At 69.5% G+C, this 24,214-nt stretch carries 28 protein-coding genes; 10 read left to right on the forward strand and 18 right to left on the reverse strand.

The genetic code is table 11. The features are described from left to right. Positions 1–50: 50 nt before the first annotated feature. The 3 genes from JJL56_RS14160 to JJL56_RS14170 form a co-directional block, all read right to left on the reverse strand. Entirely contained in the window at positions 51–983 is a 933-nt protein-coding gene (locus JJL56_RS14160; protein ID WP_200485453.1) for an ABC transporter permease, read from the reverse strand. Then, positions 980–2,068, reverse strand: a complete 1,089-nt coding sequence (locus tag JJL56_RS14165) for an ABC transporter permease (protein ID WP_200485454.1) — start codon at positions 2,066–2,068, stop codon at positions 980–982. Before JJL56_RS14165 ends, JJL56_RS14160 begins: the two co-directional genes overlap by 4 nt. A gap of 163 nt (positions 2,069–2,231) precedes the next feature. After that, positions 2,232–3,767, reverse strand: a complete 1,536-nt coding sequence (locus JJL56_RS14170; protein ID WP_200485455.1) for an ATP-binding cassette domain-containing protein — start codon at positions 3,765–3,767, stop codon at positions 2,232–2,234. A 318-nt stretch (positions 3,768–4,085) separates the two neighbouring features. Between JJL56_RS14170 and JJL56_RS14175 the strand changes: the two genes are divergently transcribed. From JJL56_RS14175 to JJL56_RS14185, 3 genes are all read left to right on the forward strand, one after another. Further along, a complete protein-coding gene (locus tag JJL56_RS14175; RefSeq protein WP_145625703.1) occupies positions 4,086–4,493 on the forward strand; it encodes a GreA/GreB family elongation factor in 408 nt (135 codons plus the stop codon). Positions 4,494–4,640: 147 nt separating this feature from the next. Beyond that, positions 4,641–5,546: a CAF17-like 4Fe-4S cluster assembly/insertion protein YgfZ gene (gene ygfZ / locus JJL56_RS14180; protein WP_200485456.1), complete on the forward strand. Its 906-nt coding sequence runs from the start codon at positions 4,641–4,643 to the stop codon at positions 5,544–5,546. 159 nt (positions 5,547–5,705) lie between these two features. Then, a complete protein-coding gene (locus tag JJL56_RS14185; protein WP_145625701.1) occupies positions 5,706–6,311 on the forward strand; it encodes a PRC-barrel domain-containing protein in 606 nt (201 codons plus the stop codon). A gap of 84 nt (positions 6,312–6,395) precedes the next feature. On the opposite strand, the gene JJL56_RS14190 is transcribed toward JJL56_RS14185, so the two are convergent. The 4 genes from JJL56_RS14190 to JJL56_RS14205 all read right to left on the reverse strand — a co-directional run bounded on the left by JJL56_RS14190 (position 6,396) and on the right by JJL56_RS14205 (position 9,579). Continuing rightward, positions 6,396–6,794 (reverse strand): COG4315 family predicted lipoprotein, encoded by a 399-nt coding sequence (locus tag JJL56_RS14190; protein ID WP_145625700.1) that lies wholly within the window; start codon positions 6,792–6,794, stop codon positions 6,396–6,398. A 100-nt stretch (positions 6,795–6,894) separates the two neighbouring features. Further along, positions 6,895–7,593: an ATP12 family chaperone protein gene (locus JJL56_RS14195; protein ID WP_200485457.1), complete on the reverse strand. Its 699-nt coding sequence runs from the start codon at positions 7,591–7,593 to the stop codon at positions 6,895–6,897. Between the two features lie 21 nt (positions 7,594–7,614). Further along, on the reverse strand, positions 7,615–8,304 hold the full coding sequence (locus JJL56_RS14200; protein ID WP_345772577.1) for an HAD-IA family hydrolase: 690 nt from the start codon (positions 8,302–8,304) through the stop codon (positions 7,615–7,617). A 63-nt stretch (positions 8,305–8,367) separates the two neighbouring features. Further along, positions 8,368–9,579, reverse strand: a complete 1,212-nt coding sequence (locus tag JJL56_RS14205; protein ID WP_200485459.1) for a benzoate/H(+) symporter BenE family transporter — start codon at positions 9,577–9,579, stop codon at positions 8,368–8,370. Between the two features lie 83 nt (positions 9,580–9,662). Between JJL56_RS14205 and JJL56_RS14210 the strand changes: the two genes are divergently transcribed. Further along, positions 9,663–10,352, forward strand: coding sequence for a GntR family transcriptional regulator (locus JJL56_RS14210; protein WP_145625696.1), 690 nt, complete (start codon positions 9,663–9,665; stop codon positions 10,350–10,352). 10 nt (positions 10,353–10,362) lie between these two features. On the opposite strand, the gene JJL56_RS14215 is transcribed toward JJL56_RS14210, so the two are convergent. Further along, entirely contained in the window at positions 10,363–11,382 is a 1,020-nt protein-coding gene (locus tag JJL56_RS14215) for an RluA family pseudouridine synthase (RefSeq protein ID WP_200485460.1), read from the reverse strand. Further along, positions 11,382–11,576 carry a CrcB family protein gene (locus JJL56_RS14220; protein WP_186452909.1) on the reverse strand — a complete coding sequence of 65 codons (195 nt, stop codon included), beginning with the start codon at positions 11,574–11,576 and terminating at the stop codon, positions 11,382–11,384. The genes JJL56_RS14215 and JJL56_RS14220 overlap by 1 nt, the downstream gene beginning before the upstream one ends. Before the next feature lie 107 nt (positions 11,577–11,683). On the opposite strand from JJL56_RS14220, the gene JJL56_RS14225 reads away from it, so the two are divergent. After that, the gene (locus JJL56_RS14225) at positions 11,684–11,983 is read left to right on the forward strand and encodes a hypothetical protein (RefSeq protein WP_200485461.1); all 300 of its coding nucleotides are present in this window, start codon (positions 11,684–11,686) and stop codon (positions 11,981–11,983) included. Here JJL56_RS14225 and JJL56_RS14230 read toward each other — a convergent pair. After that, positions 11,946–12,866 (reverse strand): hypothetical protein, encoded by a 921-nt coding sequence (locus JJL56_RS14230; RefSeq protein ID WP_200485462.1) that lies wholly within the window; start codon positions 12,864–12,866, stop codon positions 11,946–11,948. The genes JJL56_RS14225 and JJL56_RS14230 overlap by 38 nt on opposite strands. Positions 12,867–12,988: 122 nt before the next feature. Here JJL56_RS14230 and JJL56_RS14235 point away from each other — a divergent pair, with 122 nt between their 5' ends. Beyond that, positions 12,989–13,423 (forward strand): hypothetical protein, encoded by a 435-nt coding sequence (locus tag JJL56_RS14235; RefSeq protein WP_200485463.1) that lies wholly within the window; start codon positions 12,989–12,991, stop codon positions 13,421–13,423. 7 nt (positions 13,424–13,430) lie between these two features. Here JJL56_RS14235 and JJL56_RS14240 read toward each other — a convergent pair whose 3' ends face one another. After that, a complete protein-coding gene (locus JJL56_RS14240; protein WP_145625691.1) occupies positions 13,431–14,768 on the reverse strand; it encodes a replication-associated recombination protein A in 1,338 nt (445 codons plus the stop codon). Between the two features lie 28 nt (positions 14,769–14,796). Beyond that, complete coding sequence (locus JJL56_RS14245; protein ID WP_145625690.1) at positions 14,797–15,189, reverse strand: hypothetical protein; 393 nt, start codon at positions 15,187–15,189, stop codon at positions 14,797–14,799. A 124-nt stretch (positions 15,190–15,313) separates the two neighbouring features. Here JJL56_RS14245 and JJL56_RS14250 point away from each other — a divergent pair, with 124 nt between their 5' ends. Next, the gene (locus tag JJL56_RS14250; RefSeq protein ID WP_145625689.1) at positions 15,314–15,577 is read left to right on the forward strand and encodes a hypothetical protein; all 264 of its coding nucleotides are present in this window, start codon (positions 15,314–15,316) and stop codon (positions 15,575–15,577) included. A 61-nt stretch (positions 15,578–15,638) separates the two neighbouring features. Here the strand turns inward: JJL56_RS14250 and JJL56_RS14255 are convergent, their stop codons facing one another. The 5 genes from JJL56_RS14255 to rpsM all read right to left on the reverse strand — a co-directional run bounded on the left by JJL56_RS14255 (position 15,639) and on the right by rpsM (position 18,948). Continuing rightward, positions 15,639–16,217: a YqaA family protein gene (locus JJL56_RS14255; protein ID WP_014240057.1), complete on the reverse strand. Its 579-nt coding sequence runs from the start codon at positions 16,215–16,217 to the stop codon at positions 15,639–15,641. A gap of 161 nt (positions 16,218–16,378) precedes the next feature. Continuing rightward, positions 16,379–16,801 (reverse strand): 50S ribosomal protein L17, encoded by a 423-nt coding sequence (gene rplQ / locus JJL56_RS14260; protein WP_145625688.1) that lies wholly within the window; start codon positions 16,799–16,801, stop codon positions 16,379–16,381. 213 nt (positions 16,802–17,014) lie between these two features. Next, the gene (locus JJL56_RS14265; RefSeq protein WP_014240055.1) at positions 17,015–18,034 is read right to left on the reverse strand and encodes a DNA-directed RNA polymerase subunit alpha; all 1,020 of its coding nucleotides are present in this window, start codon (positions 18,032–18,034) and stop codon (positions 17,015–17,017) included. Between the two features lie 131 nt (positions 18,035–18,165). Further along, positions 18,166–18,564, reverse strand: coding sequence for a 30S ribosomal protein S11 (gene rpsK, locus JJL56_RS14270; RefSeq protein ID WP_012974490.1), 399 nt, complete (start codon positions 18,562–18,564; stop codon positions 18,166–18,168). Between the two features lie 15 nt (positions 18,565–18,579). Continuing rightward, on the reverse strand, positions 18,580–18,948 hold the full coding sequence (gene rpsM, locus JJL56_RS14275; protein ID WP_145625687.1) for a 30S ribosomal protein S13: 369 nt from the start codon (positions 18,946–18,948) through the stop codon (positions 18,580–18,582). Positions 18,949–19,268: 320 nt separating this feature from the next. On the opposite strand from rpsM, the gene pyk reads away from it, so the two are divergent. After that, positions 19,269–20,711 (forward strand): pyruvate kinase, encoded by a 1,443-nt coding sequence (gene pyk, locus JJL56_RS14280; RefSeq protein WP_200485464.1) that lies wholly within the window; start codon positions 19,269–19,271, stop codon positions 20,709–20,711. 15 nt (positions 20,712–20,726) lie between these two features. Here the strand turns inward: pyk and JJL56_RS14285 are convergent, their stop codons facing one another. Next, positions 20,727–23,060, reverse strand: coding sequence for an ATP-binding protein (locus JJL56_RS14285; protein WP_247891074.1), 2,334 nt, complete (start codon positions 23,058–23,060; stop codon positions 20,727–20,729). Between the two features lie 201 nt (positions 23,061–23,261). Between JJL56_RS14285 and JJL56_RS14290 the strand changes: the two genes are divergently transcribed. Both JJL56_RS14290 and JJL56_RS14295 read left to right on the forward strand, forming a co-directional pair. Continuing rightward, complete coding sequence (locus JJL56_RS14290) at positions 23,262–23,687, forward strand: YqaA family protein (RefSeq protein ID WP_200485465.1); 426 nt, start codon at positions 23,262–23,264, stop codon at positions 23,685–23,687. Positions 23,688–23,705: 18 nt separating this feature from the next. Beyond that, positions 23,706–24,191, forward strand: a complete 486-nt coding sequence (locus JJL56_RS14295; RefSeq protein WP_200485466.1) for a YbaN family protein — start codon at positions 23,706–23,708, stop codon at positions 24,189–24,191. Positions 24,192–24,214: the final 23 nt, after the last annotated feature.

The raw sequence follows: 24,214 nt of genomic DNA on the forward strand, positions 1-24,214 counted from the left end.
CACGAACGTAAGACTTGCAGACATCCCGAGACCTGTCAGGCATCGGCCTATCAAGCATCGGGATGGAAAACCTTCCCGAGGCTGGCCGGCGCGTTCAGCCGGATTCGGGCGACATCGCGTGAAATCACCACCAGGACGATGACGGTAGCCAGATAAGGCAGCATCGACAAGAGTTGTGACGGAATGTCGATTCCCAGCCCCTGGACGTGGAGCTGCGCGATGGTCACCCCGCCGAACAGCCAGGCACCGAGCAGCACGCGGCCCGGCTTCCAGGTCGCGAAGACCACCAGCGCCAGCGCGATCCAGCCGCGCCCGGAGGAGATGCCCTCCGACCACATCGGCGTGTAGTCGAGCGACAGAAAGGCCCCGCCCATGCCGCTCATGGCGCCGCCGAACAGCACGGCGAGGAAGCGGATGCGGATGACCTTGTAGCCGAGCGCGTGGGCCGCCGCGTGGTTCTCGCCCACCGCGCGCAGGATCAGCCCCTTGCGCGTGGCGTAGAGGAACCAGTGCACGGCCGGCACCGCCGCCAGCGCCAGATAGACCAGCGCGTCCTGCCCGAACAGCGCCTTGCCGATCACCGGCAGGTCGGTCAGGCCGGGGATGTAGAGCTCCGGCACGTCGGCGATGGGGATGCCGACGAAGCCCTGCCCGATCAGCGCCGACAGGCCGACGCCGAACAGCGTCAGCGCAAGGCCGGTCGCCACCTGGTTGGCGAGCAGGAGCAGGGTCAGCACGCCGAACAGCGCCGCCATGCCCGCACCCGCCGCGGCCCCCGCGACGAAGCCGAGCGTGGAACTGCCGGTCTGGACCGCAACGGCGAAGCCGCAGACGGCACCCACCAGCATCATGCCTTCGACGCCGAGGTTCAGGACGCCGGACTTCTCCACCACCAGTTCGCCCAGCGCGGCGAACAGCAGCGGCGTGGCGGCGGCCAGCATGGCCGCGAGGATCGGGCCGAGAAGGGCCAGTTCGGCGCTCATGCCGCGGCCCTCCCGACAACGCGCTTCGCGCCGAAGCGCAGGCGGTAGCGGATCAGCACGTCGGTCGCCAGAAGGAAGAACAGCAGCATGCCCTGGAACACGCCCGTGATGGCCTTGGGCAGCCCCAGCGCGATCTGCGCCGCCTCGCCACCGATGAAGGACAGCGCCATCAGGAAACCGGCCAGCAGGATGCCCACCGGGTGCAGCCGCCCCAGGAAGGCGACGATGATGGCGGTGTAGCCGTAGCCGGGGGAGATGGTCGGATTCATCTGGCCGATCGGCCCGGCGACCTCGCCCAGACCGGCCAGACCGGCCAGCGCGCCGGAGAGCAGCAGCGTCATCCAGATGATCTTCTTCTGATTGAAACCGGCGTAGCCCGCCGCCGTTGGGGTCAGGCCGATGACCTTGATCTGGAAGCCGATGAAGGTCCGCGCCATCAGGAACCAGCCCAACCCCACCGCCAGCAGGGCGAACAGCGAGCCCAGATGCACGCGCGTCCCGGCGACCAGCAGCGGCAGCACCGCGTCGGCCTCGAACAGGCGGGACTCCGGGAAGGCGAAGCCGTCCGGGTCGCGGTAGGGGCCGTGCATCAGGTAGTTCAGCAGGTGCAGCGCCACGTAGTTCAGCATCAGGCTGGTCAGGATCTCGCTGGCGTTGAAGCGCACCCGCAGGAAGGCGGGGATCGCCGCCCACAGCGCGCCGCCGGCCATGCCCGCGACGATCATCAGCGGCAGCAGCCACCAGCCGCCCTCGCCGTAGAAGGCCAGCGCCAGACCGCCGCCGGTGATGGCGCCGAGCGTGAGCTGCCCCTCGGCCCCGATGTTCCACACGTTGGCGCGGAAGCCGATGGCCAGCCCGATGGCGCAGAGCACCAGCGGGGTCGCCTTGACCGCCAGCTCGCCCAGACCGCGCAGTGACATCAGCGGCGCGATGAAGAAGGCGTGCAGCGCCTTCACCGGGTCGAAGCCCATGGCCCAGAACAGCAGGAAGCCGCTGGCGAGCGTGAGCGCGACCGCCAGCAGCGGCGTCGCGTAGACCATCGCGCGCGACGCTTCGCCGCGGGCTTCGAGACGGAGGAGGGTCATGCCCGTGCCTTACCGAGGATTGCCTCCTCTCCCCCACGGGGAGAGGGACGGGGTGAAGGGTTTACGCGTGGCGCGGCGTTCGGCAAAAGGGCATCCCCCTCGCCCTCCCCTCTCCCCAGAGGGGAGAGGGCCAGAGGGGAGAGGGTATGAAGCGTCGGTCCCATCACTCCTCATCCTCGTCGGGCGGGTGGTTGAACAGGCCGCCCATCAGCAGGCCGATCTCCTCCACGCTGGTGTGGTGGGTGGGGCGGCTCTCCGACAAACGGCCGTGGAACAGCACGGCGATGCGGTCGCTCAGCACGAACAGTTCGTCCAGGTCCTGGCTGATCACCAGAACGGCGGCGCCCGAGCGCGCCAGATCGATCAGCGCCCGGTGGATCGCCGCCGCGGCGCCCGCGTCCACGCCCCAGGTCGGCTGGCCGACCACCAGCAGGCGCGGCTTCTGCAGGATCTCGCGGCCGATGATGAATTTCTGGAGGTTGCCGCCCGACAGCGACCGCGCCTCCGCCCGGTGGCCGTGGGTGACCACGTTGAAGGCGCCGATGATCCGCTCGGCGTAGGAGCGCGCGCGCCCGAAATGCACCAACCCGCTGCGCACCAGCGGCTCGCGGGCGTAGCCGGAGAGCAGCGCGTTCTCCGACAGGCTCAGTTCCGGCACGGCGCCGCGGCCCAGCCGCTCCTCCGGCACGAAGGCGAGGCCGAGCAGGCGCCGCTCGCGCGGGCCGAGATGGCCGGCGGGCCGCCCCTCGATGGCGACCGAGGCCGGGTCGGGCACCAGAGCCTCGCCGCTCAGCGCGGCCATCAGCTCCGCCTGGCCGTTGCCGGCCACACCCGCGATGCCCAGGATCTCGCCGGCCCGCACCTCGAAGGACACGTCCTTCAGGTTGGTGGAGAATGGGTTGTCGGAGGTGGTGGAAAGATGCCGCACCTGAAGCTTCGGCGCCCCGGCCTCACCCTGCGGCAGCCGTTCCGGGGTGGACAGCTCGGTTCCGATCATCATCTCGGCGAGGCTGCGCGCCGTCTCCTTGCGCGGGTCGCAGCTCCCTACGACGCGCCCGCCGCGCAGCACCGTTGCGGTGTCGCAGAGCGCGCGGATCTCCTCCAGCTTGTGGCTGATGTAGAGGATCGTGCAGCCCTCCGCCGCCAGACGGCGCAACGTCTCGAACAGGCGGGTCGCCTCCTGCGGCGTCAGGACCGAGGTCGGCTCGTCCATGATCAGCAGCTTCGGGTCCTGGAGCAGGCAGCGCACGATCTCCACCCGCTGCCGCTCGCCGACCGACAGGGTGTGGACGTGGCGGCGCGGGTCCAGCGACAGGCCGTAGCGCTCCGACACCTCGGCGATGCGCGCCGACAGCGGGTCCATCGGACCGGGCTGGTCCAGGCCGAGCGAGATGTTCTCGGCGACCGTCAGCGTGTCGAACAGGGAGAAATGCTGGAACACCATGCCGATGCCCAGCCGGCGCGCGCCCGCCGGGTCGGGAATGTGGGTGTCATGCCCGTTCCACCGGATCTGGCCGGCGTCGGCGTGCAGCACGCCGTAGATGATCTTCACCAGCGTCGATTTGCCGGCGCCGTTTTCGCCCAGCAGCGCGTGGATCTCGCCCGGCCGGAGGACGAGATCGACCTGATCGTTCGCCAGACAGCCCGGAAAGCGCTTGGTGATGCCGCGCAGTTCGAGCCGGTGCGGAGAGGATGACACGGATGGGGAATCCAAGGAGGCGGACCGGGTAGGGGTGAAGTCGGCAGGGCATTGCCAAAGCCATGCCACTTTCGGAGAGTCTTGCCCGTCAAGGCTGTTCGCCGTCAACAGGGGAAGCGGTTGCCCAGCCTGCGGTCATTCGCCCCGTTCCAGGCGCCCGTCGCAGCCCAACAAAGCGGCAGATGACCCAACAAATCAGCAGTTGCTTCGCACACGGACAGATGCCACGCCGCCGCACGGTTGACAAGAGGCCGCCGTCGTCATCAGCTATGGAAAGGGCCGCCACTTCCGGCGGCCTTTGCTTATGGAGCTTTTGGAATGAACCGCAAGTCGATGCTCGGCGATCCGCCACCGATCCGAATCACCCCCCAGGATCTCGGGCGTCTCGACGTCCTTCTCGCCCATCTCAGCCGGCCCGCCGGCGTCATCGACTTTCTCCAGCGCGAGGTCGACCGCGCCGATGTCGCGGATTCCCCCGATGGCGGCGGCACGCCCTTCGTCCGGCTCGGCAGTCGGGTCACCTTCGCGGACGACCGCGGCACGCGGCACACCGCCACACTCATCACACCGGACGAAGCGGCCCGGCGCCAGGACGGCATCTCGATCCTGACACCGGTGGGCGCCGCCCTGCTCGGCCTGTCCGAGGGGCAATCCATCGCCTACGGCACGCTCGACGGCCGCACCAAGTCGGTGCAGGTCCTGCGGATCGATCCCCCGGCCGGTTAAGACGGTCCATCGACCACGGCTTGCACCGTGGCGCGTCCGCGGAAAAGGCGGACGCGCCATGCAAGGGCCCAGCCTTCGCCACCCTTGCCTCCCCTGCCCCCTTCGCCCAACTATCGGGGACTTGAACGGGACATTCGGAGCAAGGGCATGACGGCGGAACAGGCGGGCTACGCGATCCTGGAGGATCGGGGTGTCATCGCGGTCGCGGGCGAGGACCGGGCGGCCTTCCTGCAGGGGCTGGTGTCCAACGACGTGCGCCGCGTCGCAGCGGACCGCGCCATCTACGCGCTGTTCCTCACCCCGCAGGGCAAGTTCCTGCACGACTTCCGCATCGCCGAATCGGACGGCGCCCTTCTGCTCGACCCCGAGACGGAGCGGCGGGAGGAATTCCTGCGCCGCCTGAAGATGTACAAGCTGCGCTCCAAGATCACGTTGGAGGATCGCGCCGGCGCCCTGGTGGCGGTCGCCCTGTTCGGCGGCGACGCCCTCGCCCGGCTGGGCCTGCCGGAGGAGGCCGGCGCCGCGGTGCCCTTCGCGGGCGGCGTCGCCTTCACCGACCCACGCCTGCCGGCGCTGGGCGCCCGTGCCTTCCTGCCGCGCGATGGCGCCGCGGCGGCGCTGGAAGCGGCAGGCTTCGTTCCGCGCAGTGCCGAGGGCTACGACCGGCTGCGCCTCGTGCTCGGTGTTCCGGAAGGCAGCCGCGACCTCACGCCCGACAAGGCGCTGCCCCTGGAAAACGACCTGGACGACCTCAACGCCATTTCCTGGGACAAGGGCTGCTACATGGGGCAGGAGTTGACCGCCCGCACCAAATACCGCGCGCTGATCAAGAAGAAGCTGTTCCCGGTGGCGCTGGACGGCCCCCTGCCCGCCCCCGGCACGCCGGTGACGCTCGACGGCAAGGAGGTCGGCGAGATCCGCAGCGGCCATGGCTCCTCCGCCCTGGCGTTGCTGCGGCTGGAAGACCTCACCCGTGCGGGGCAAGACGGATTGGTCTTGACAGCCGGAGAGGCCACAGTCACGCCGGCAAAGCCAGTCTGGGCAAGCTTTTGAGTTCTTCGTCACTTTTATTCCCGAACCTTGCACGGACTAGCCGAAAGATTTTTTCGATTTTCCGCGTGACCATTCCTGCCGAGACCCTGTTGTCGAATTGCCTTACCGAGACAAACCAAGGCACTCGACGACACGCCGAAACACGGAGAGGAGTGAGTTATGCGTAGGGAAATCATCGCGGCTGCGTCCGTCCTGGCGCTGATGACCGGCACGGCGATGGCGCAGACCACGTCGCCGACCACCGGCAGCCCCACCACCGGCGCCCCGACCGCGACCGAAATGAACAAAAGCGGCAACGCCCCGGGCAGCGCCGCGACCGGCAGCGCCTCCGGCCTGACCGGCGGCCAGATGGCCAGCGCCGAGAACATGATGGGCAAGAACGTCTACGGCACCGACAACGAAAAGGTCGGCGAGGTCGAGGACATCATCCTCGACGGCAACGGCCAGGCCCAGCAGCTCGTGATCTCCTCGGGCGGATTCCTCGGCATCGGCGAGAAGCAGATCGCCGTGGACATCGGCAAAGCCAACTGGGACGCCCAGCAGGAGCGCGTCCAGCTTTCGGGCATGACCCGCGATCAGGTGAAGGAGATGCCGGAGTTCGAGTACTCCGACACCACCACCTCGCTGAACCGCAACAAGGACAAGGCCGGTGACACGGTGAACGGCGCGGCGAGCCGCTCCTCCACCGGCACCTCCGGCACCATGACCGCTCCGGGCGGTGCCACCGGCACCCCGCCGGCCGCTCCGTCGGGCACCGGCCAGTAACAGCCGGGCAATCGCCGACGTTACCGTTACGAAAAGCCCCCGCGGCCCAGCGCCGCGGGGGCTTTTCCCTGTTCGGAACCGCGTTTACGGGCGCGCGACGTGCCAGACGTTGTTCACCCCGTCACCGGTGGTGTCGCCCGGCTTGCCGTCCTTGGCCCAGCCATAGAGCGGCTTGCCCTTGTAGGCCCACTGCATGGAGCCGTCGTCGCGGGTGACGACCGAATAGTCGCCCATCGCCTTCGCGCCCGCCGGGGCCATCAACGGCGGCCAGTTGGTGGCGCACTGCCCGTTGCAGGCGGACTTGCCGCCCGAATCGCGGTCGAAGACGTAGAGCGTCATGCCCTTGCTGTCGGTCAGCACGGGGCCGCCGGCCGACTGGCCGGTCTTGGCGGGCATGGCGCCCTGCGCGAAGGCGGACGGTGCCGCAAGGCCGAGCGCCAGCACGGTCGCCACGGCGGCGGTGAAACGGATGAAGCGGTGCATGGACGGAACCTCCCTGTCGTGATGGGGCGGATAATCGACCCGGCCCTCACTGACAGGACGCCCACCGTGGCGCTTTATTCCGTCCTCACCCGATGGATGATCACGCCCGCAAAAGATCGACGAAGCGGCGGCAGGCGGCGATGTCCACCCGCAGGGCGGCGCGGCGCTTGGTCGCCTCCGGGTCCTCGCCCCAAGCTTCGATCTGGAAGGTCTCGTCGAGCTGCGACACCGCGAACGCCTCCTCGGCGTCGATGCGCCCTTCGACCAGAGCCAGCGCCACGATCAGCGAGCCGCAGGAGCCGGTGGCGGTCTGGAGCGCCGACAGCGCCCAGTCGTCGTAGGCCTCCACCGCGTTGCGCAGGGCGCGCAACGCCTCGGGCGGCTGCGGCTTGGGCATCAGCCCGGCATTGACGTGCAGCGGCGCGTCGTAGCGCAGCGTCGCCCAATCCAGCAGCGGCTGCCAGCGTTGCGCCTGCAACTCCACCAGGTTCCGGGGATGCTCCGCGCGGTAGCAGAGCAGATCCGTCTCGGCATAGGCGGCCACGCCGTCCACGATGGCGGCCCGGCCCTTGCCGATCAGGTCCACCGCCGTGCTGGCGAGCTGCATCAGCGGCATGCTGTCCGGGGCGATGTCCTCGGGCTGCGCGTCCCATTCGGCGGCGACGGCCTGGGCCAGCGGCCAGCTCGCGAAGACCAGCGGCGCCTTGGCCGGGCTGCGGATCGGGCGGTTGTCCAGGCGCACCTCGAAGCCGCCGCCGGCGGCCTCGTCGACGGAGGCGGTCTTGTAGAAGCGCTTCATCAGAGTCCTTCGAATGCTCTCTTATCGGTGCAACAGGTCCAGCACGGCGCCGGCCACCTCGCGCCCGCGATGGACGATGCGGTCGGCCCCGGCACCCTCCAGCTCGGCCACCGCGTGATAGCCCCAGGAGACGCCGACCGACGCGACCCGCGCGTTGCGGGCCATCTGCATGTCGTAGGTGGTGTCGCCGATCACAACCGTTCCCGCCGCGTCCACCCCGGTTTCGGCCAGCGCGCGGTAGACCATGTCGGGATGCGGCTTGCCGGGGCCGATGTCGCTGGTCTGCAGCGTGACGAAGCGGTCCGTCAGCCCGTGATGGGCCAGCACGGCGTCCAGCCCGCGCCGCGACTTGCCGGTCGCCACGCCCAGCAGCACGCCCTCGGCCTCCAGAGCGTCCAGCGTGTCGCGCAGGCCGGGGAACAGCGGCTCGTGCAGATCGCCCCGGTGGCGCAGCGCCGCGAAGGCGTCCTTGTAGCTCTCCGCGACGGCCACATGGCGGTCGGTGTCCAGATCGGGCAGCAACTGCGACACCGCCTGCACCAGCGGCAGCCCGACCATGCGGCGCACCTCCAGCGAGTCCGGCTCGCCCAGACCGTGGGCGGCCCAGGCGGTGGTCATGGCGTCGATGATGGCGAACTGGCTGTCCACCAGCGTGCCGTCGCAATCGAACAGGGCCAGCCGCAGGGGACGGGCATTCTCTGAGCTGCTCACGGGCATCGCCTCCGGGACGCGGGTCGTACCGGACTTATGCGGCCCATGCCGGGAAAGCGCAACTCACTTTGCCGGTTGCAAGGCGGCGGGGCGCCAGTAAAGCAAGTGGACCGCCCCGCCGAGCAGAAGCCCCCAGAAGGCCGACCCCACCCCGGCGAAGGACAGGCCGGACGCGGTGACCAGCAGCGTGACCAGGGCGGCCGTCCGGTTCGCTTCCACCTGCACGGCGCCCATCAGGGCGGAGCCGAAGGCCCCGACCAGGGCCAGCCCGGCCACCGCCTCGATCAGGATCGGCGGGGAGCGGGTGACCATCACCGCCGTCACCCCGGCCAAGCCGGCGAACAGGATGTAGCCGATGCCGCCGACGAAGGCGGCCTGCCAGCGTCGCGCCGGGTTCGGGTCGGCGTCCGGGCTGGCGCAGAGCGCCGCGGTGATCGCCGCGAGGTTCACGGTCGGCGCGCCGCCCAGCGCCGTCAGGGCGGAGGCCGCCCCCGTCACCAGGAAAATCGGGCGGGTCGGCGGCGTGTAGTTGTAGGTCGCCAGAACGGCAAGGCCGGGGATGTTCTGCGAGGCCATGGTGACGACGAACAGCGGCAGCGCGATGCCGACCATCGCCTCCCAGGTGAAGACCGGCTGGACGAAGGTCACGCCCGGCCAGAGCGCACCGGACAGCGCCGCCCCGCCGGAGGAATCGAGCGCCATCGCCCCCAGCGCCACGGCCACCGCGGCCGGCACGGCGTAGAGCCGCGCCACCCGCCCCACCACAGCCCAGGTCGCCAGCACCAGCAGCGCCACGCCGGGCGCCTGCGACACCGCCAGGAAGGGGGCGAGGCACAGCTTCAGCAGGATGCCCGCCAGCATGCCGTTGGCCAGCGGCTTTGGGATGGCGGCGATCCAGCGGCCCAGCGGCGACCACAGCCCGGCCAGGACGATCAGCACGCCGGTCACCACGAAGGCCCCCACCGCGGCGGCGAACCCGCCCTCCACCGCGCCGGTGGCGGCCAGCAGGGCCATGCCCGGCGTGGTCCAGGCGATGCTGATCGGCTTGCGCCGATAGAGGCTCAGCCCCATCGCCGTCAGCCCCATGGCGAAGCCCACCAGGACGAGGCCCGACACCACCTGTTCCGTGCTGGCGCCAACGGCGGTCAAACCGTGGATGACCACCGCCACCGAACTGGCGTAGCCGACCAGTGCCGCCAGCAGTCCCGCCCCGACCGCGCGCAGGGAAAGCCCCGTCGGAAGGCCCGTCGCCGGAACGGTGTCGGAAGAAGACATGGCGCGGAACCCTCCGTCAGGGGTGCGGAACGATGAGAAGGGTGATAAATTGTATCCAATATCCTGGCAAGCGGAGATCACGCATGGCGGTCAACGAAGGGCTGTCGCGCCTCGTGGCGCGGGCGCAGCCGCGCCACCGCACCACCGCGGAGTTCGTGGAGGCGACGCTGCGCGAAGCGATCCTGACCGGGGTCATCGCGCCGGGCACGCCGTTGCGGCAGGAGGATCTGGCAGAGACCTTCGGGGTCAGCCGCATGCCGGTGCGCGAGGCGCTGCGCCAGTTGGAGGCGCGGGCGCTGGCCGAGTTCCACCCGCACCGCGGCGCCGTCGTCGCGGAGATCTCGGCGGCGGATGGCGCCGACATCGGGGCGATCCGCATGGCGCTGGAACCGATGGCGCTGCGCCTGTCGCTGCCCGCCCTGACGGCGGCGGACCTTGATCAGGCGGAGGAACTGATCGCAGAGATGGACGGGGAGGCCGATCCGGGCCGCATGGGGGAGCTGAACCGGCGCTTCCACATGACGCTTTACGCGCGCGCCGGGCGGCCCCGGCTGCTGGCGCTGACGGAACAGCATCTGCTCGCCGCCGACCGCTATCTGCGCTTCCAGTTCGCGGCACTGGGCTATCGTCCGCGGTCGCAGGACGAGCACCGCGCGCTGCTGGCCGCCTGCAGGGCGGGGGACGCTGACGAAGCGTGCCGGCTGGTGACCGAGCATGTCGGGCAGGCGGCGGAGCAGCTTACGGCGTTTCTGGAGGGGCGCGAGGCGGGGTAAACCCCCGCTTCTACTCGACCCCCTCGAACGGATCGTCCTTCAGGCTGGCGCTGAAGCCCAGATACTTCCAGGTCGTCAGCATGTGGTCCGGCAGCGGCGCCGTCACGTCGATCATCCGGTTGCCGCCGCGCGGGTGCGGCAGGATCAGGCGGCGGGCGTGCAGGTGCAGCTTCTTCTGGACCTCGGCCCCCGGAAGATAGGCCCCCTGCCCGGCGTACTTGCCGTCGCCCAGGATCGGCGTGCCGATGGCGTTCATGTGGACGCGGAGCTGGTGCGTGCGCCCCGTGCGCGGCCACATCGCGACGAAGGCCGCCTGCTTGCCCAGGTTTTCCAGCACCGTGTAGTAGGTGACGGCGCGCTTGCCGTCGTCCTCGTCGCCGGCCACCCGCTCGCCCTGCGGCCCGCCTTCCTTGGCCAGCGCGAGGTCGATCTTGCCCTGGTAGGGCTTCGGCACGCCGACCGTGGCGGCCCAGTAGATCTTGCGCACGTCGCGGCCGCGGAACTGCTCCGTCAGCTTGGACGCCGCGAAGGTGTTCCGCGCCAGCAGCAGAACGCCCGAGGTGTCCTTGTCCAGCCGGTGCACCAGCTTGGGCCGCTCCTTCGCGTCGAAGCGCAGGGCGTCCAGCATGGCGTCGAGATGCTTGGTGGTGTTGGTGCCGCCCTGCACGGCCAGCCCAGCCGGCTTGTTCAGGGCGATGACGTCGCCGTCCTTGAAGAGAACCAGCGCCTGGAGCGCCGCGATGTCCTTGTCCGACATGGCCGGTTTCTTCGGCGCGGGGGCCGGGGCGGCGCCGTCCGGCTTGGCCCAGTCGGCCAGCGGCGGGATGCGGATGGACTGGCCGGCGGCGAGCCGCGTCGAGGTCTCCGCCCGCTTGCCGTCCACGCGGATCTGGCCGGTGCGCAGCAGCTTCTGCAGATAGCCGTGCCCCACGTCGGGGAAATGGCGCTTGAACCAGCGGTCGAGGCGGACATCGGCCTCGTCGGACGACACGGTCCGGGTTTCCACGCTGGGGGCTTTGTTCTCACTCATCAAACGGGCACCGAAACAAGAGAACGCACGACCGCGAGGCCGGCAAAGAAACCCGCGATGGTCAGCACCATCGCGGCCAGGATGCACCCCGTCGCCGCCGGCCGGGCGTTTCGCTCCACCGGCAACCCGACCAATGGCAGCGCGTGCGGCTCCGGCGAGGGCGACCACTCCAGCGCGGACGGTGATGCGATCACGGAACCTCCGGAACGGACGGGACGACGGGCATCCCGCCCGGATTAGAGCCAGAAATACGACGACTTGTCACGTGCCCGGCGCGGCGAAGGCTGGCAGAAGAGCCGCAATGACCGCCGCGCCCACGCATTTGTCGCCCACGCATGTGTCGGCCGCCCAGCCTTCCGTTGATCCGCCGATGGTTCTGCCCGCCAACGCCGCGACGCTGCTGGCCGCCTGGCACCGCACGGGACGCCCCGTGATCCACGTCCGCCACGATTCGACGGACGCCGTGTTCACCTTCGCCCGACGCGACTGGTCCGGCCATCTGCGCAGCGCTCAGGAAGTCCACGATATGAGCCACGCCAACCTGTCGGGCGAATACGCCGTCATCATGGGCACGGCGGCGGTGCTGCGCGCTCCGGGCTGACCCGGTCGCCCACGCCGAAGATCCAGCCCTCCTGCCGCCGCGCCCGCGCGTCCATGGCCGGCGGGCTCCACACCGCCGCCCGCCCGGCCAGCCAGCGCAACCCGGCCGCGGAAACCAGCGCATCCGCGTCGTGGTCGGTCACCGCCCCGGACAAGCCGGCGGGCGGCGCGCCGAGGGCGTCCAAAGCCCCGTCCACCCCGCCCCCGTCGCGGATCTTGCGCAGGCCGAAGCCGGCGCGGATCAGGAACAGGCGCGGGTAGATCTCGCAGAAGACGGTGCGCCCCGGCCCCGGCGGGTCGAAGGGCCAGACCGCCACCCGGTCCGGCGCCGCCCGTTTCAGGGCGCGCAGCATCCGCATTCCGGCCAGCCCGCCCTTCCCCACCTGCTTGGCGCCGATCAGCTTGTAGGGGCTCTGCGGGCTTCCGCAGCCATCGGCCCGGCACACCCGCTCGGTCAGCCGGTGCGGGTCGCGGTACCAGTCCGGCTGCGTCCCGGCGCGCCAGAAATCCGCGCCATAGTCGGGATGCGCCGCGAAGCCGCCCCCGGCGAAGTCCGGTTCCGCCCCGGCCACTGCCTCCACCCGGTCCCACAGGTCGAACACCGTCGCCGCGTCGGGGTCTGGGAAGTAGCGTCCGGCCACCGCGAAGGGCAGCGAGAAGGCGCAGTCGATCCCGACCAGCGCCGGTCCGCGCTCCAGCCCTTCCAGCAGCCAGTCGAACACGGCGGAACGCGACCACAGCCGATCGGTGGGCGCGACGATCCGCGGCGGCCCCTCCGCGCCGCATTCGGCGACGGCGACGCCGGCGTAGCGCTTGCCCGCGGCGCCCGACCAGTCGATGGCGATGAAGCGTGAGAAAGCCGGAACCGCATCACCCGGCGTCATGCGCACACCCCATCCTCATTTCACGATTCCCGACCGAGAGCGTCCGGGATTCAACACGCAGGAATTGCATTCGGGCCGTCTCGATGATTTTTCGCTCAATCCCCGGTCTGTTCGCCGCTCTCATGGCTTTCACCGCCGCCCCGGCCCGGAGCGATCCGTGCCTGGACATGCCCAGCGTCCTGCGCTCCGCCGACCCGGCGTTCAACATGGCGCAGGGCGGGCGTCTCACCCGGCACATCTTCGGCGCGCCGCCGCCGAACGCCGCGCAGGACGTCGGCCAGCCCCTGTTCGCCGACCTCTGGGCCTGGCATGCCGCATGGAGCGCGGTGTCCGGCTATCCGGGCGAACTCCTGTGCGGCGATGAGCTGGGTGGCACCCAGTTCGGCAAGACGCTGAACGTGAAGGTCCCCGCGCGCTGGTGCGAGAAAGCGGACGACAAGGGCCGCTGCATCGACGCCACCCCCTTCACCAGCGCGACGGTGACCTACGTGTTCGAACGGACCGGCCCGCCGGACGCCCCGGCCTGGATTCTCGGGGTCGCCTACCCGAAGCCGTGAAACGCGCCTACTCCTCCCCGTCCGCGGCCTTGCGCTCGCGCAGGCGCGCCCAGTAGTCCTGGCGCTTCTTGATCTCGCGCTCGAAGCCTCTTTCGACCGGCTGGTAGAAGGCGCGCCGCGCCATGCCGTCCGGAAAGTAGTTCTGGCCGGAAAAGCCGTCCGCCGTGTCGTGGTCGTACTCGTAACCCTTGCCGTAGCCGATCTGCTTCATCAGCTTGGTCGGGGCGTTCAGGATGTGCTTGGGCGGCATCAGGCTGCCGGTTTCCTTGGCGGCACGCACCGCGCTCTTGTAGGCGGTGTAGCCGGCGTTCGACTTGGGCGCCGTGCCCAGATAGATGACCAGTTGGGCGATGGCGAGTTCGCCCTCCGGGCTGCCCAGCCGCTCGTAGGCCTCCCAGGCGGCGGTGGCCTGGGCGAGCGCGTTGGGATCGGCCATGCCGATGTCCTCCACCGCGAAGCGGGTCAGCCGGCGGGCGATGTAGCGCGGGTCCTCCCCACCCTCCAGCATGCGGGCGTACCAGTAGAGCGCCGCGTCGGTGTCCGACCCGCGCAGCGACTTGTGCAGCGCGCTGATGAGGTTGTAGTGCCCCTCTTGCGCCTTGTCGTAGAGCGGGGCGCGGCGCTGGATGGCGGTGGCGAGCGCGTTGTTGTCGAGAAGCGCCCCGTCCTCCGGCACCGGCAGGGCGAACAGCTCCTCGCAGAGGTTCAGGCAGAAGCGCCCGTCGCCGTCGGCCATCGCCTTCAGCGCGGCCCGTGCGTCCGGCGTCAGCGGCAGCGGACGGCCCATCTCCGCCTCGGCCCGCGACAGCAGCTTTTCCAGCGCCGCGTCGTCCAGCCGGTTCAGCACGAAGACCTGGGCGCGCGACAGCAGCGCCGCGTTCAGCTCGAAGGACGGATTCTCGGTGGTGGCGCCGACCAGAGTGACGGTGCCGTCCTCCACATAGGGCAGGAAGCCGTCCTGCTGGGAGCGGTTGAAACGGTGGATCTCGTCGATGAACAGCAGCGTGCCCTGCCCGGCCGCGCGCCGCGCCCGGGCAGCGTCGAACACCTTGCGCAGGTCGGCCACGCCGGAGAAGACGGCCGACAGCGGCTCGAAATGCAGGTCGGTGGACAGCGCCAGCAGCCGCGCGATGGTCGTCTTGCCGCAGCCGGGTGGACCCCACAGGATCATCGAGGCCAGCCGGCGCGCGGCGACCATGCGGCCCAGCGGCCCGTCGGGCTTCAGCAGATGCTCCTGCCCGACGACCTCGCCCAGGCTGCGCGGGCGCAGCCGGTCGGCCAGCGGGCGGGGCGCGCCCGCCTCGAAAAGGCCGCCGGTGGCTCCGGAGTCGCCGCGCTTGCTCATCGCCGATCCACCGATCGCACCGGACCGGTCACTGGTTTGTGGGCGCGCCGCAGCGCTGGTAGCACATGCGCAGCGAATGCTGGCAGTTGTCGCTCGGCGAGAAGATGCCGCCGCGGTCCGGACGGTCGAGCCCGCTCTGCGTGCGCGCGGCCACCGAGTCCATGCAGGAGTTGTTGCTGCGCTCGCACTGGGCGCGGCAGGAATCGTCGCTGCCGACACCGCCGTCCAGGCGGAGCGACGGGTCCTCGACCCCGCGGGCCGGGCGCGAAGCTGCCGGAGCCGTGGTGGGGGCTGTTGTGGAGGCCGCCGGAGCACCGCCCACGGCGGCGCCGGACGAACGCCCCGGCGCGTCCGCGCAGGCGGCGAGCGCAACCAGGGCGAGGGCCAGCACCGGCCCCAGAATGAGTTTCGGACGGAACATCTCGGCTTTGACTCCCATTGTTCTTGCGTGACCCCGGACGTTGGCGGATGGTCCCCCGCATGGACCATGCCGCGGGCTCGGCGCCCACTATGCCGGGAACGCAAGCGATAAGGGAATGCCTCAAATGAGTCCCAACAATCCCGGCCCGCCTCCGCGCCGCCGGACATCGACCACCGTCTTCGTGGCGCTGCTGATCGGCGGCCTGCTGCTGCTCGTCGTGCGCATGCTCGCCATGCCCACCGTCAGCGCCGGCGAGGTCGTCCTGCCGCTGCTGGCCGGCATCGGCATGGCGCTGGCCATCGGCGTGATGGTCATGCGCGACCGCCGCGAGCGCAACGCCCTGCCCCCGTCGGAGCGCAACCGCCAGGACCGCGGCATGCCGGATTGATTCCGGCCGGGCTGAATGTGGGTCAAATGCGGGTGACGCGCGGGGCCGAGCCCCGCGCCGCTCACACGAATTTGAAGCTGAGCAGTCCGCCGATGATGATGACCAGCAGAACGGTCGTCACCAGCATCAGCCGCTTCTCGATGATGTCGCGCACCTGCGGCCCGTAGAAGTGCAGCAGGATCGCGATCATGTAGAATCGCGAGAATCGTGCGACGATCGAGCACAGGATGAACACCGTCAGGTCGAGGTGCGCGAATCCCGCGGTGATCGTCAGCAATTTGTACGGTATGGGCGTGATGCCCTTGAGGATCAGGAACCAGGGGCCGAATTCGGCGAACATGTCCTGGAAGCGCTGGAACGACTCCTGCGCGTTGTAGAGGTCGATGATCAGCCGTCCGATGCTCTCGAACAGGTAGAACCCGACCGCGTAGCCGAACAGCCCGCCGATCAGCGAGGCCAGTGCGCAGATGTTGGTGTAGCGCCAGAGCTTCTTGGGCTCCGCCAGACACATCGGCACCAGCATGACGTCGGGCGGCAGAGGGAAGAAGGAGCTTTCCGCGAAGGAGACGGCGGACATCCACCAGACGGCGTCCTTGCGGGCGGAGAGCTTGAGAATCCGGTTGTAGAGAGGTTTCAGCATACCGCGCGCGCGGCGCCCTCCCGAAGTGTCGGAACCCGGAAACCGGAAACCCTCCCTCCGGGGATGAACCCGAAGGGAGGGCCGGTCGGTCACCTATATCGTCGTCCGAAACCCGATGGGCAACGGCGGCGACATGATTTCACGAAAGCTCAACCGAAGGCTCAGCCCTCGGCCTCGACCTCGTCCTTGATCTCCACCGGGCCGGAATCCTGGCCCTTGGCGGCGGCGTCGCGGTCGACCAGCTCGATCACGCCCATGGCGGCGGCATCGCCGTAGCGGAAGCCGGCCTTCAGGACGCGGCTGTAGCCACCCTGGCGGTCCTTGTAGCGGTCGGCCAGAACGGTGAACAGCTTGGTCACCATCGCGTCGTCGCGCAGCTGCGCGAAGGCGAGACGGCGGTTGGCGAGGCCACCCTTCTTGCCGAGCGTGATCAGACGCTCGACGATCGGGCGCAGATCCTTGGCCTTCGGCAGGGTGGTCTTGATCTGCTCGTGCTTGATCAGGGCGTTCGCCATGTTCGAGAACATGGCCTTGCGGTGGCTGGTGGTCTTGCTGAACTTACGTCCGGAAACGCCGTGACGCATGACGGTCCTCCTTCATGGCGTGGCCCCCCTCGGGGAGCCGGTGGTGAACCCGACCGCCCAGTTTTCGGCTGGTACGGCGCGGGGCGGGCCGGTTGGTGGCCCTGGGAACATTTGCCCCCCCGGCCCTCCCCCGCCTTCGGCAAGGGAGGGAGATTATCCCCTCCCCTGCGAAGCGGGGGAGGGTCAGGGAGGGGGCAATGGAACCTGCGAGACTTAGTACGGCTCTTCCAGACGCTTGGCCAGCTCTTCGATGTTCTCGGGCGGCCAGTTCGGGATTTCCATACCGAGGTGCAGACCCATCTGGGCCAGCACTTCCTTGATCTCGTTCAGCGACTTGCGGCCGAAGTTCGGGGTGCGGAGCATCTCCGCCTCCGTCTTCTGCACCAGATCGCCGATGTAGACGATGTTGTCGTTCTTGAGGCAGTTGGCCGAACGGACCGACAGTTCCAGCTCGTCCACCTTGCGGAGCAGGTTCTTGTTGAACGGAACCTCCTCGTGCTTCTCCTCGGCGACCGCGTGGGTCGGCTCCTCGAAGTTGATGAACAGCTGAAGCTGGTCCTGGAGGATGCGGGCGGCGAGGGCCACCGCGTCGTCCGGCTTCACGGCGCCGTTGGTCTCGACGACCATCGAAAGGCGGTCATAGTCGGTGACCTGCCCAACGCGGGCGTTGTCGACCTTGTAGGAGATCTTGCGGACCGGCGAGAACAGCGCGTCGACCGGGATCAGGCCGATCGGGGCGTCTTCCGGACGGTTCTGGCTGGCCGGGACGTAGCCCTTGCCGGTCTCGACCGTCAGTTCCATGTTCAGGCGGGCGCCGTTGTCCAGCGTGCAGATCACGAGGTCCGGGTCCATCACCTGGATGTCCGCGCCGGTCTCGATCATGCCGGCCTTCACCTCGCCGGGGCCTTCGGCGCGCAGGCGCATGCGCTTCGGGCCGTCACCGCCCATGCGCAGACCCATCGACTTGATGTTGAGGACGATGTCGGTCACGTCCTCGCGCACGCCGGGGATCGACGAGAACTCGTGCAGCACGCCGTCGATGTGGATCGCCGTGACGGCCGCACCCTGCAGCGAGGAGAGCAGCACGCGGCGCAGCGCGTTGCCGAGCGTCAGACCGAAGCCACGCTCCAGCGGCTCGGCCACGACGGTCGCCGTGCGGTCGGCGTCGTCACCGGGCTGGATGTCCAGCTTGTTCGGCTTGATCAGTTCCTGCCAGTTCTTCTGAAGAGCCACGGTATTACCTCATGCCATCGGGATGGACACACGTCCGCGGGGACCGGCCGTTCCCATCCGATGGCGCCGCGATGGCTGCGGCGCCTGTCCCGGAACGGCGGGTCCCCGCGGGTGCGGAGTAGCGATGCTTCTTAGACGCGACGCTTCTTCGGCGGACGGACGCCGTTGTGCGGGATCGGCGTGACGTCACGGATCGAAGTGATCTGGAAGCCGATCGACTGCAGGGCGCGCAGCGCCGACTCACGCCCCGAACCCGGACCCTTCACCTCGACCTCGAGGGTCTTCATGCCGTGCTCCTGGGCCTTGCGGCCCGCGTCCTCGGCGGCGACCTGGGCGGCGTAGGGGGTCGACTTGCGCGAGCCCTTGAAGCCCATCGTGCCCGACGACGACCAGGCGATGGTGTTGCCCTGCGCGTCGGTGATGGTGATCATCGTGTTGTTGAAGGAGGCGTTCACGTGAGCGACGCCGGCGGTGATGTTCTTGCGCTCGCGACGGCGAAGGCGCTGCGAAGCGGCTGAGGGCTTGGCCATGGTCCGTGCGTCCTCTTACTTCTTCTTGCCGGCGATCGGCTTGGCCGGGCCCTTGCGGGTGCGGGCGTTCGTGTGGGTGCGCTGACCGCGGACCGGCAGGCCCTTGCGGTGACGCAGGCCACGGTAGCAGGCCATGTCCATCAGACGCTTGATGTTCATCGCGACCGAACGGCGGAGGTCACCCTCGACGCGGTAGTCGGCGTCGATGGTCTCGCGGATCTTGAGGATCTCGTCGTCCGTGAGCTGGTTCACACGGCGCTCCGCCGGGATCGCCAGCTTCGTGCAGATTTCCTTGGCCTTGAAGGGGCCGATGCCATGAATGTAGGTCAACGCAATCTCCACGCGCTTCTGCGCGGGGATGTTGACGCCAGCGATACGCGCCACGCCTGCTCTCCTCGATATCTCAACGGCAGCCCTCATGGGCCGCCTACACACCGATTGATCCCCGATCCGGACGCCGAGGCCCGAAAGCCAAAAGGCAAAACACGGACACGGGACGCACAATGTCTCCCGCCGGGCCGGTTGGGCCGCGGGAGGGTGCGACTATAGAAAAAGCCGGAAATCTGTCAAGGCCGTTCTGCGGCGTTACCGTGCTTTTCCCGGCGCCCGACCATTGTGGGGAGGCGGACCGCGGTTGACAAGCCGGACGGCAGATCCTGTGATGAACGGCCCGCCCCGAACGGCACATATCAGAAGGCAGACCCATGACCCGCAAAGGCATCCCCTTCCGACGCTTCCGCCTGACCAAGATCGTCGCCACGCTGGGGCCGGCCACCGCCACGCCGGAGATGATCCGCGCGCTGTTCGAGGCGGGCGTGGACGTTTTCCGCCTGAACTTCAGCCACGGCACGCACGAGGACCATGGCCAGCGCCTCGCCACGCTGCGCGCGCTGGAAGCGGAACTCGACCACCCCATCGCGGTGATGGCCGACCTCCAGGGGCCGAAGCTGCGGCTGGGCACCTTCGCCGACGGCCCGGTCACCGTCGAGCCGGGGCACCGCATCCGACTCGACCTCTCCACCGAGCCGGGCGACGCGAGCCGTGTCGGCCTGCCCCACCCGGAGATCTTCGCCGCGCTGGAGCCGGAGGCGGAGCTGCTGGTGGACGACGGCAAGGTCCGCCTGCGCGTCGTCGATTGCAGCCCGGACCACGCCGACTGCGTCGTGCTGTCCGGAAGCCGCCTGTCCGACCGCAAGGGCGTGAACGTGCCGGGCGTCGTCCTGCCGCTCTCGCCGCTGACCCCGAAGGATCACGAGGATCTGGCCTTCGCGCTCGACCAGGGGGTGGACTGGGTGGCGCTGTCCTTCGTGCAGCGGCCGGAGGACGTGGCCGAGGCGCGCAAGCTGGTCGCCGGGCGGGCCGCCCTGCTGTCCAAGATGGAGAAGCCGCAGGCCATCCAGCATCTGGAGCGCATCGTCGAGCTGTCGGACGGTGTCATGGTCGCCCGCGGCGACCTCGGCGTGGAGATGCCGGCGGAGGACGTGCCGAGCATCCAGAAGCGCATCATCCGCGAATCGCGCAAGGCCGGAAAGCCGGTGATCGTCGCCACCCAGATGCTCGAATCGATGATCAGCGCCCCTGCCCCCACGCGCGCCGAGGCGTCGGACGTGGCGACCGCGGTTTATGACGGGGCGGACGCGGTGATGCTGTCGGCGGAAACCGCGGCGGGCACCTACCCCATCGAGGCGGTGTCGATGATGGACCGCATCGCCCGCCGGGTCGAGCAGGACCCGCTCTACCGCACGATCACCGACGCCCAGCATCCCGACCCGCAGCAGACCTCCACCGACGCCGTCACCGCGGCGGCCCGGCAGGTCGCCCACACCATCCAGGCCGCGGCCATCGTCACCTACACCACCAGCGGCTCCACCACCCTGCGCGCCGCCCGCGAACGGCCGGAGGTGCCGATCATGTGCCTGACCTCCAGCCTGGAAACAGCACGGCGGCTCCAACTCGCCTACGGGGTGCACAGCGTGCATTCCGCCGACGTGACCGATTTCAACGAGATGGTCCAGAAGGCCGCCCGCTGCGCCTACGAGGACGGGCTGGCGGTGGAGGGACAGCGGCTGGTCATCACCGCCGGCGTGCCCTTCGGCACCCCCGGCAACACCAACATCCTGCGCATCGCCTGGGTGGATGCCCAATAAGGAGTCGAGAACTCGTCAGGCCGGCGCACGCTCCACCGGAGCGACGCGGGGAAAGCGCAGGGTGAAGGTGGTGCCGCATCCCGGCGCGCTGTCCAGCGTGATGCGGCCCTTCAGCTTGCGGGTGGCGATGTTGTAGACGATGTTCAGCCCCAACCCGCTGCCGCCCGCTCCGCGGCTGGTGGTGAAGAAAGGCTCGAACACCTTGCCGTGCAGGTCTGGCGGAATGCCGCGCCCGTCGTCGGCGTAGACCAGTTCCACCTCGTCGGCGCCCACCGAGCGCACGGCGACGCGCAGGGTACCGTGCTGCCCCGGCGCGTAGCCGTGGATGATCGAGTTCATCACGAGGTTGGTCAGCACCTGGCTGAGCGCGCCCGGATAGCCGTCGATCAGCAGGTCGGCCGGGCAATCCACGTCCACGCCGTGGGCCGCCCGTTTGATGCGGACGCCCAGGCTGCGCAGGACCTCGTCGATGTAGTCGCGCAGGTCGAAGACGCGGCGCTCCTCGCTGGCCTGATCCACGGCGATCTGCTTGAAGCTCTGGATCAGCTGGGCGGCGCGGTCGATGTTCAGCAGCATCAGGTGCGCCGCCTCCCCCGCCATGTCGAGGAAGTCGGCGAAGTCGGGCCGGCGCAGCGTTCCCGCCTCGAAATCGCGCCGGATGAGGCGGGTCCGTTCCGCCATGAGCGAGGCGCCGGTCAGGGCGATGCCGATGGGGGTGTTGATCTCATGCGCCACCCCCGCCACCAGGGACCCCAGCGCCGCCATCTTCTCGGACTGGATCAGATGGGCCTGCGCCTCCTTCAGGTCGCGCAGGGCGCGCTCGGCCTCCTCCCGCGCGGCGTGGGCGCGCTCCTCGGCGCGGACCCGTTCCGACACGTCGGTGTGCGAGCCGACGATGCGGAACAGCTCGCCGTCCGGACCAAGAACGCGGATGGCGCGGCTCAGCATATGGACCACGGTGCCGCGCTTGTGGCGGAAGCGCAGGATGAACTGGCATTCGCCCATCGCGCCGTTGATAAGGTCGCGGGCCATCCGGGCCGACAGCTCGCGATCCTCGGGTAGGATCAGCTCGGTCCAACGGGCGGCGGTGTTGACCATCTCGTCCTCGCCGTAGCCGAGCATTCCCCACCAGTATGGCGACAGCCACAACTCCCCCGTGCGCACGTCCCATTGCCAGATCCCCTCGCGCGCCGCCCGGATCGCCAGCTCGAACAGCTCCCGGCTGGCGATGATCTCCCGCTCGGCGTTCCGCCGCTCGGTCACGTCGGTGTAGGTGACGACGAATCCGCCGTCGGGCAGGGGCCGGATCAGGCACTCCAACACCTGCCCGTCGGAGCGGGTGCATTCCCATGACCGCTCGTCCGGAGCAGGCCGGATGGGAAGCGGTGCTCCCAGGGCCGCAGGCGGGCCACCGTCCGGCACGGTATCGGGGCACACGCCCCCCGGCCCGAAGGCCAGCCCCTGCCCGACCCGCCCGGCGATAGCGGCGTAAGACGTGTGATAGGTCAGGAATTCCGGCTCCAGCCCCAGAAGCTCCCCGGCCCGGCCGTTCCAGGCGACGAGGCGGAGCCCCCGATCGAAGGCCATCACCCCCTGGCCCAACCCGTTCAGGACGGCCCTGGTCTGGTCCCATTGAGCCTCAAGCGCCTGTTCGGTGCGCTTACGGGCGGAGATGTCGCTGATGCAAGCGAGCATGGCCTCCTCGCCCCGGAAGCGGAACCGCCGGGCGGAGACCATCGCCCACAGGTCGCTGCCGTCGGGCCGGCACAGCCGGGTCTCGAACCCGTCCACGCCGCCCGCCCCGTCGCGCAGGGCGGCGAGCAGCCGCTCCCGCTCCGCCGGATCGGTGTAGTAGGCATTGGCGAAGCTGCGCCCCACCACATCGTCGAGCGGCACCCCGAACAACAGACCGGCGGGCTGGTTGACCGCCATCACCAAGCCGTCGGACAGCCGGGTCACCACCAGGGGAACGGCGATGGCCTGCATGATCGCCCGCTCCGCCTCGCCGGCCCGGTCGCCCAGAAGATCCTCCAGGCCGATGAATCCGGTCTCTTCCAACGGGGCCGCCATGCCGCCACCATCGTCGGCGAGCGTCAGCACCAGCTCGCCGCCCTCGCCCTCCGCGGGGATCAACAGCCGCCGTCCATCACCCGGCGGAACCACAAGCGCCACCGGATGGCCGACACGCAGCCGGTCAGCCGCCGCGGCAGCGTCCCCGCACGACGGAAGCGCGGCCAGAAGGGCGTCGAGACCATCCCCCGGACAACCGCCCAGCGACGCCCGGAACACGGCGTTGGCCCAGATCAGGCGCCCGTCGGCATCGAAGCGGGCAAGGCCGGCAGCGGCCATCCGCGAACACTCCTCTTCATTCCCCAAGACGACGCCTGCCGGATGAGACGGGTCGGGCGCCCCGAGTCCATCCGCTGCGAATTCATACAAAATGAATCTACACCAGATTATCGCAGCTGCACCATCGCGCCTCCCGCATTCCTGTATGCGCACCCATGTTCCAGCCTCCACACCCCCCGGCCCGGAAGGACCGATCGCCGCATGTCCGAGTTTGCCGCCTACGGCGGGTTGTTCCTGACCGCGTTCCTGGCCGCGACCATCTTCCCGGCCCAATCGGAAATCCTGCTGGTCGGCATGCACGCCACCGGCAACTACGACCATCTGGCGCTGCTGCTGTTCGCCACGGCGGGCAACGTGCTGGGATCGGTGGTCAACTGGGCGCTGGGGCGCTACCTGATGCATTTCCAGGACCGCCGCTGGTTCCCGGTTCCCGCCGCCATGGTGGCGCGGGCCACCCGCTGGTACCAGCGCTTCGGAGTCTGGTCTCTGCTGCTGGCCTGGATGCCCTTCATCGGCGATCCGCTGACGCTGGTGGCCGGCATCCTGCGGGTGGACATCCGGCTGTTCCTGCTTCTGGTCACGGCGGGCAAGGCCGCCCGCTACGCGGTTCTGGTCCTGGCGGTGTGAGCGTCCTACATTCACCTCATGGATGACCAGACCGCCCTTGCGGAGGACGCAGACGTCTGCGCCTCCCCCCTGCGGCGCCGGCTGTGGCTGGCGTTGGGTTACGCCGCGGTCGGGCTGGGCATCGCCGGGACGGTGCTGCCGCTCCTGCCGACCACCCCCTTCCTGCTGCTGGCCGCCGGAGCCTTCGCCAAGAGCAGCCCGGTCCTGCGCGACCGGCTGTACCGTGACCCGCGCTTCGGCCCGCTGCTGCGCGACTGGCAGGCCGAAGGGGCGATCCCGCGCAAGGCCAAGGCGGCGGCGCTGGTCGGCATGAGCGTGAGCTGGGCGATCGTGGCGCTGACCGCCAGCCGCCCGCTGGTTCCCATCCTGTCCGGGATCTGCATGGCGGCGGTGGCCGTCTACATCGTCACCCGCCCCACCCCATCCCCCCCGGCACCGGAGGATGCGGCGTCGGACGCGGCGGAGGATGGCGGAAACGTTTCCGCATTGCGAAACGAAGCTTGAGCCGATCGGCCGATGGACGTATT

The sequence above is a fragment of the Azospirillum aestuarii genome, assembly GCF_016632405.1.
Classification (GTDB): domain Bacteria; phylum Pseudomonadota; class Alphaproteobacteria; order Azospirillales; family Azospirillaceae; genus Azospirillum; species Azospirillum aestuarii.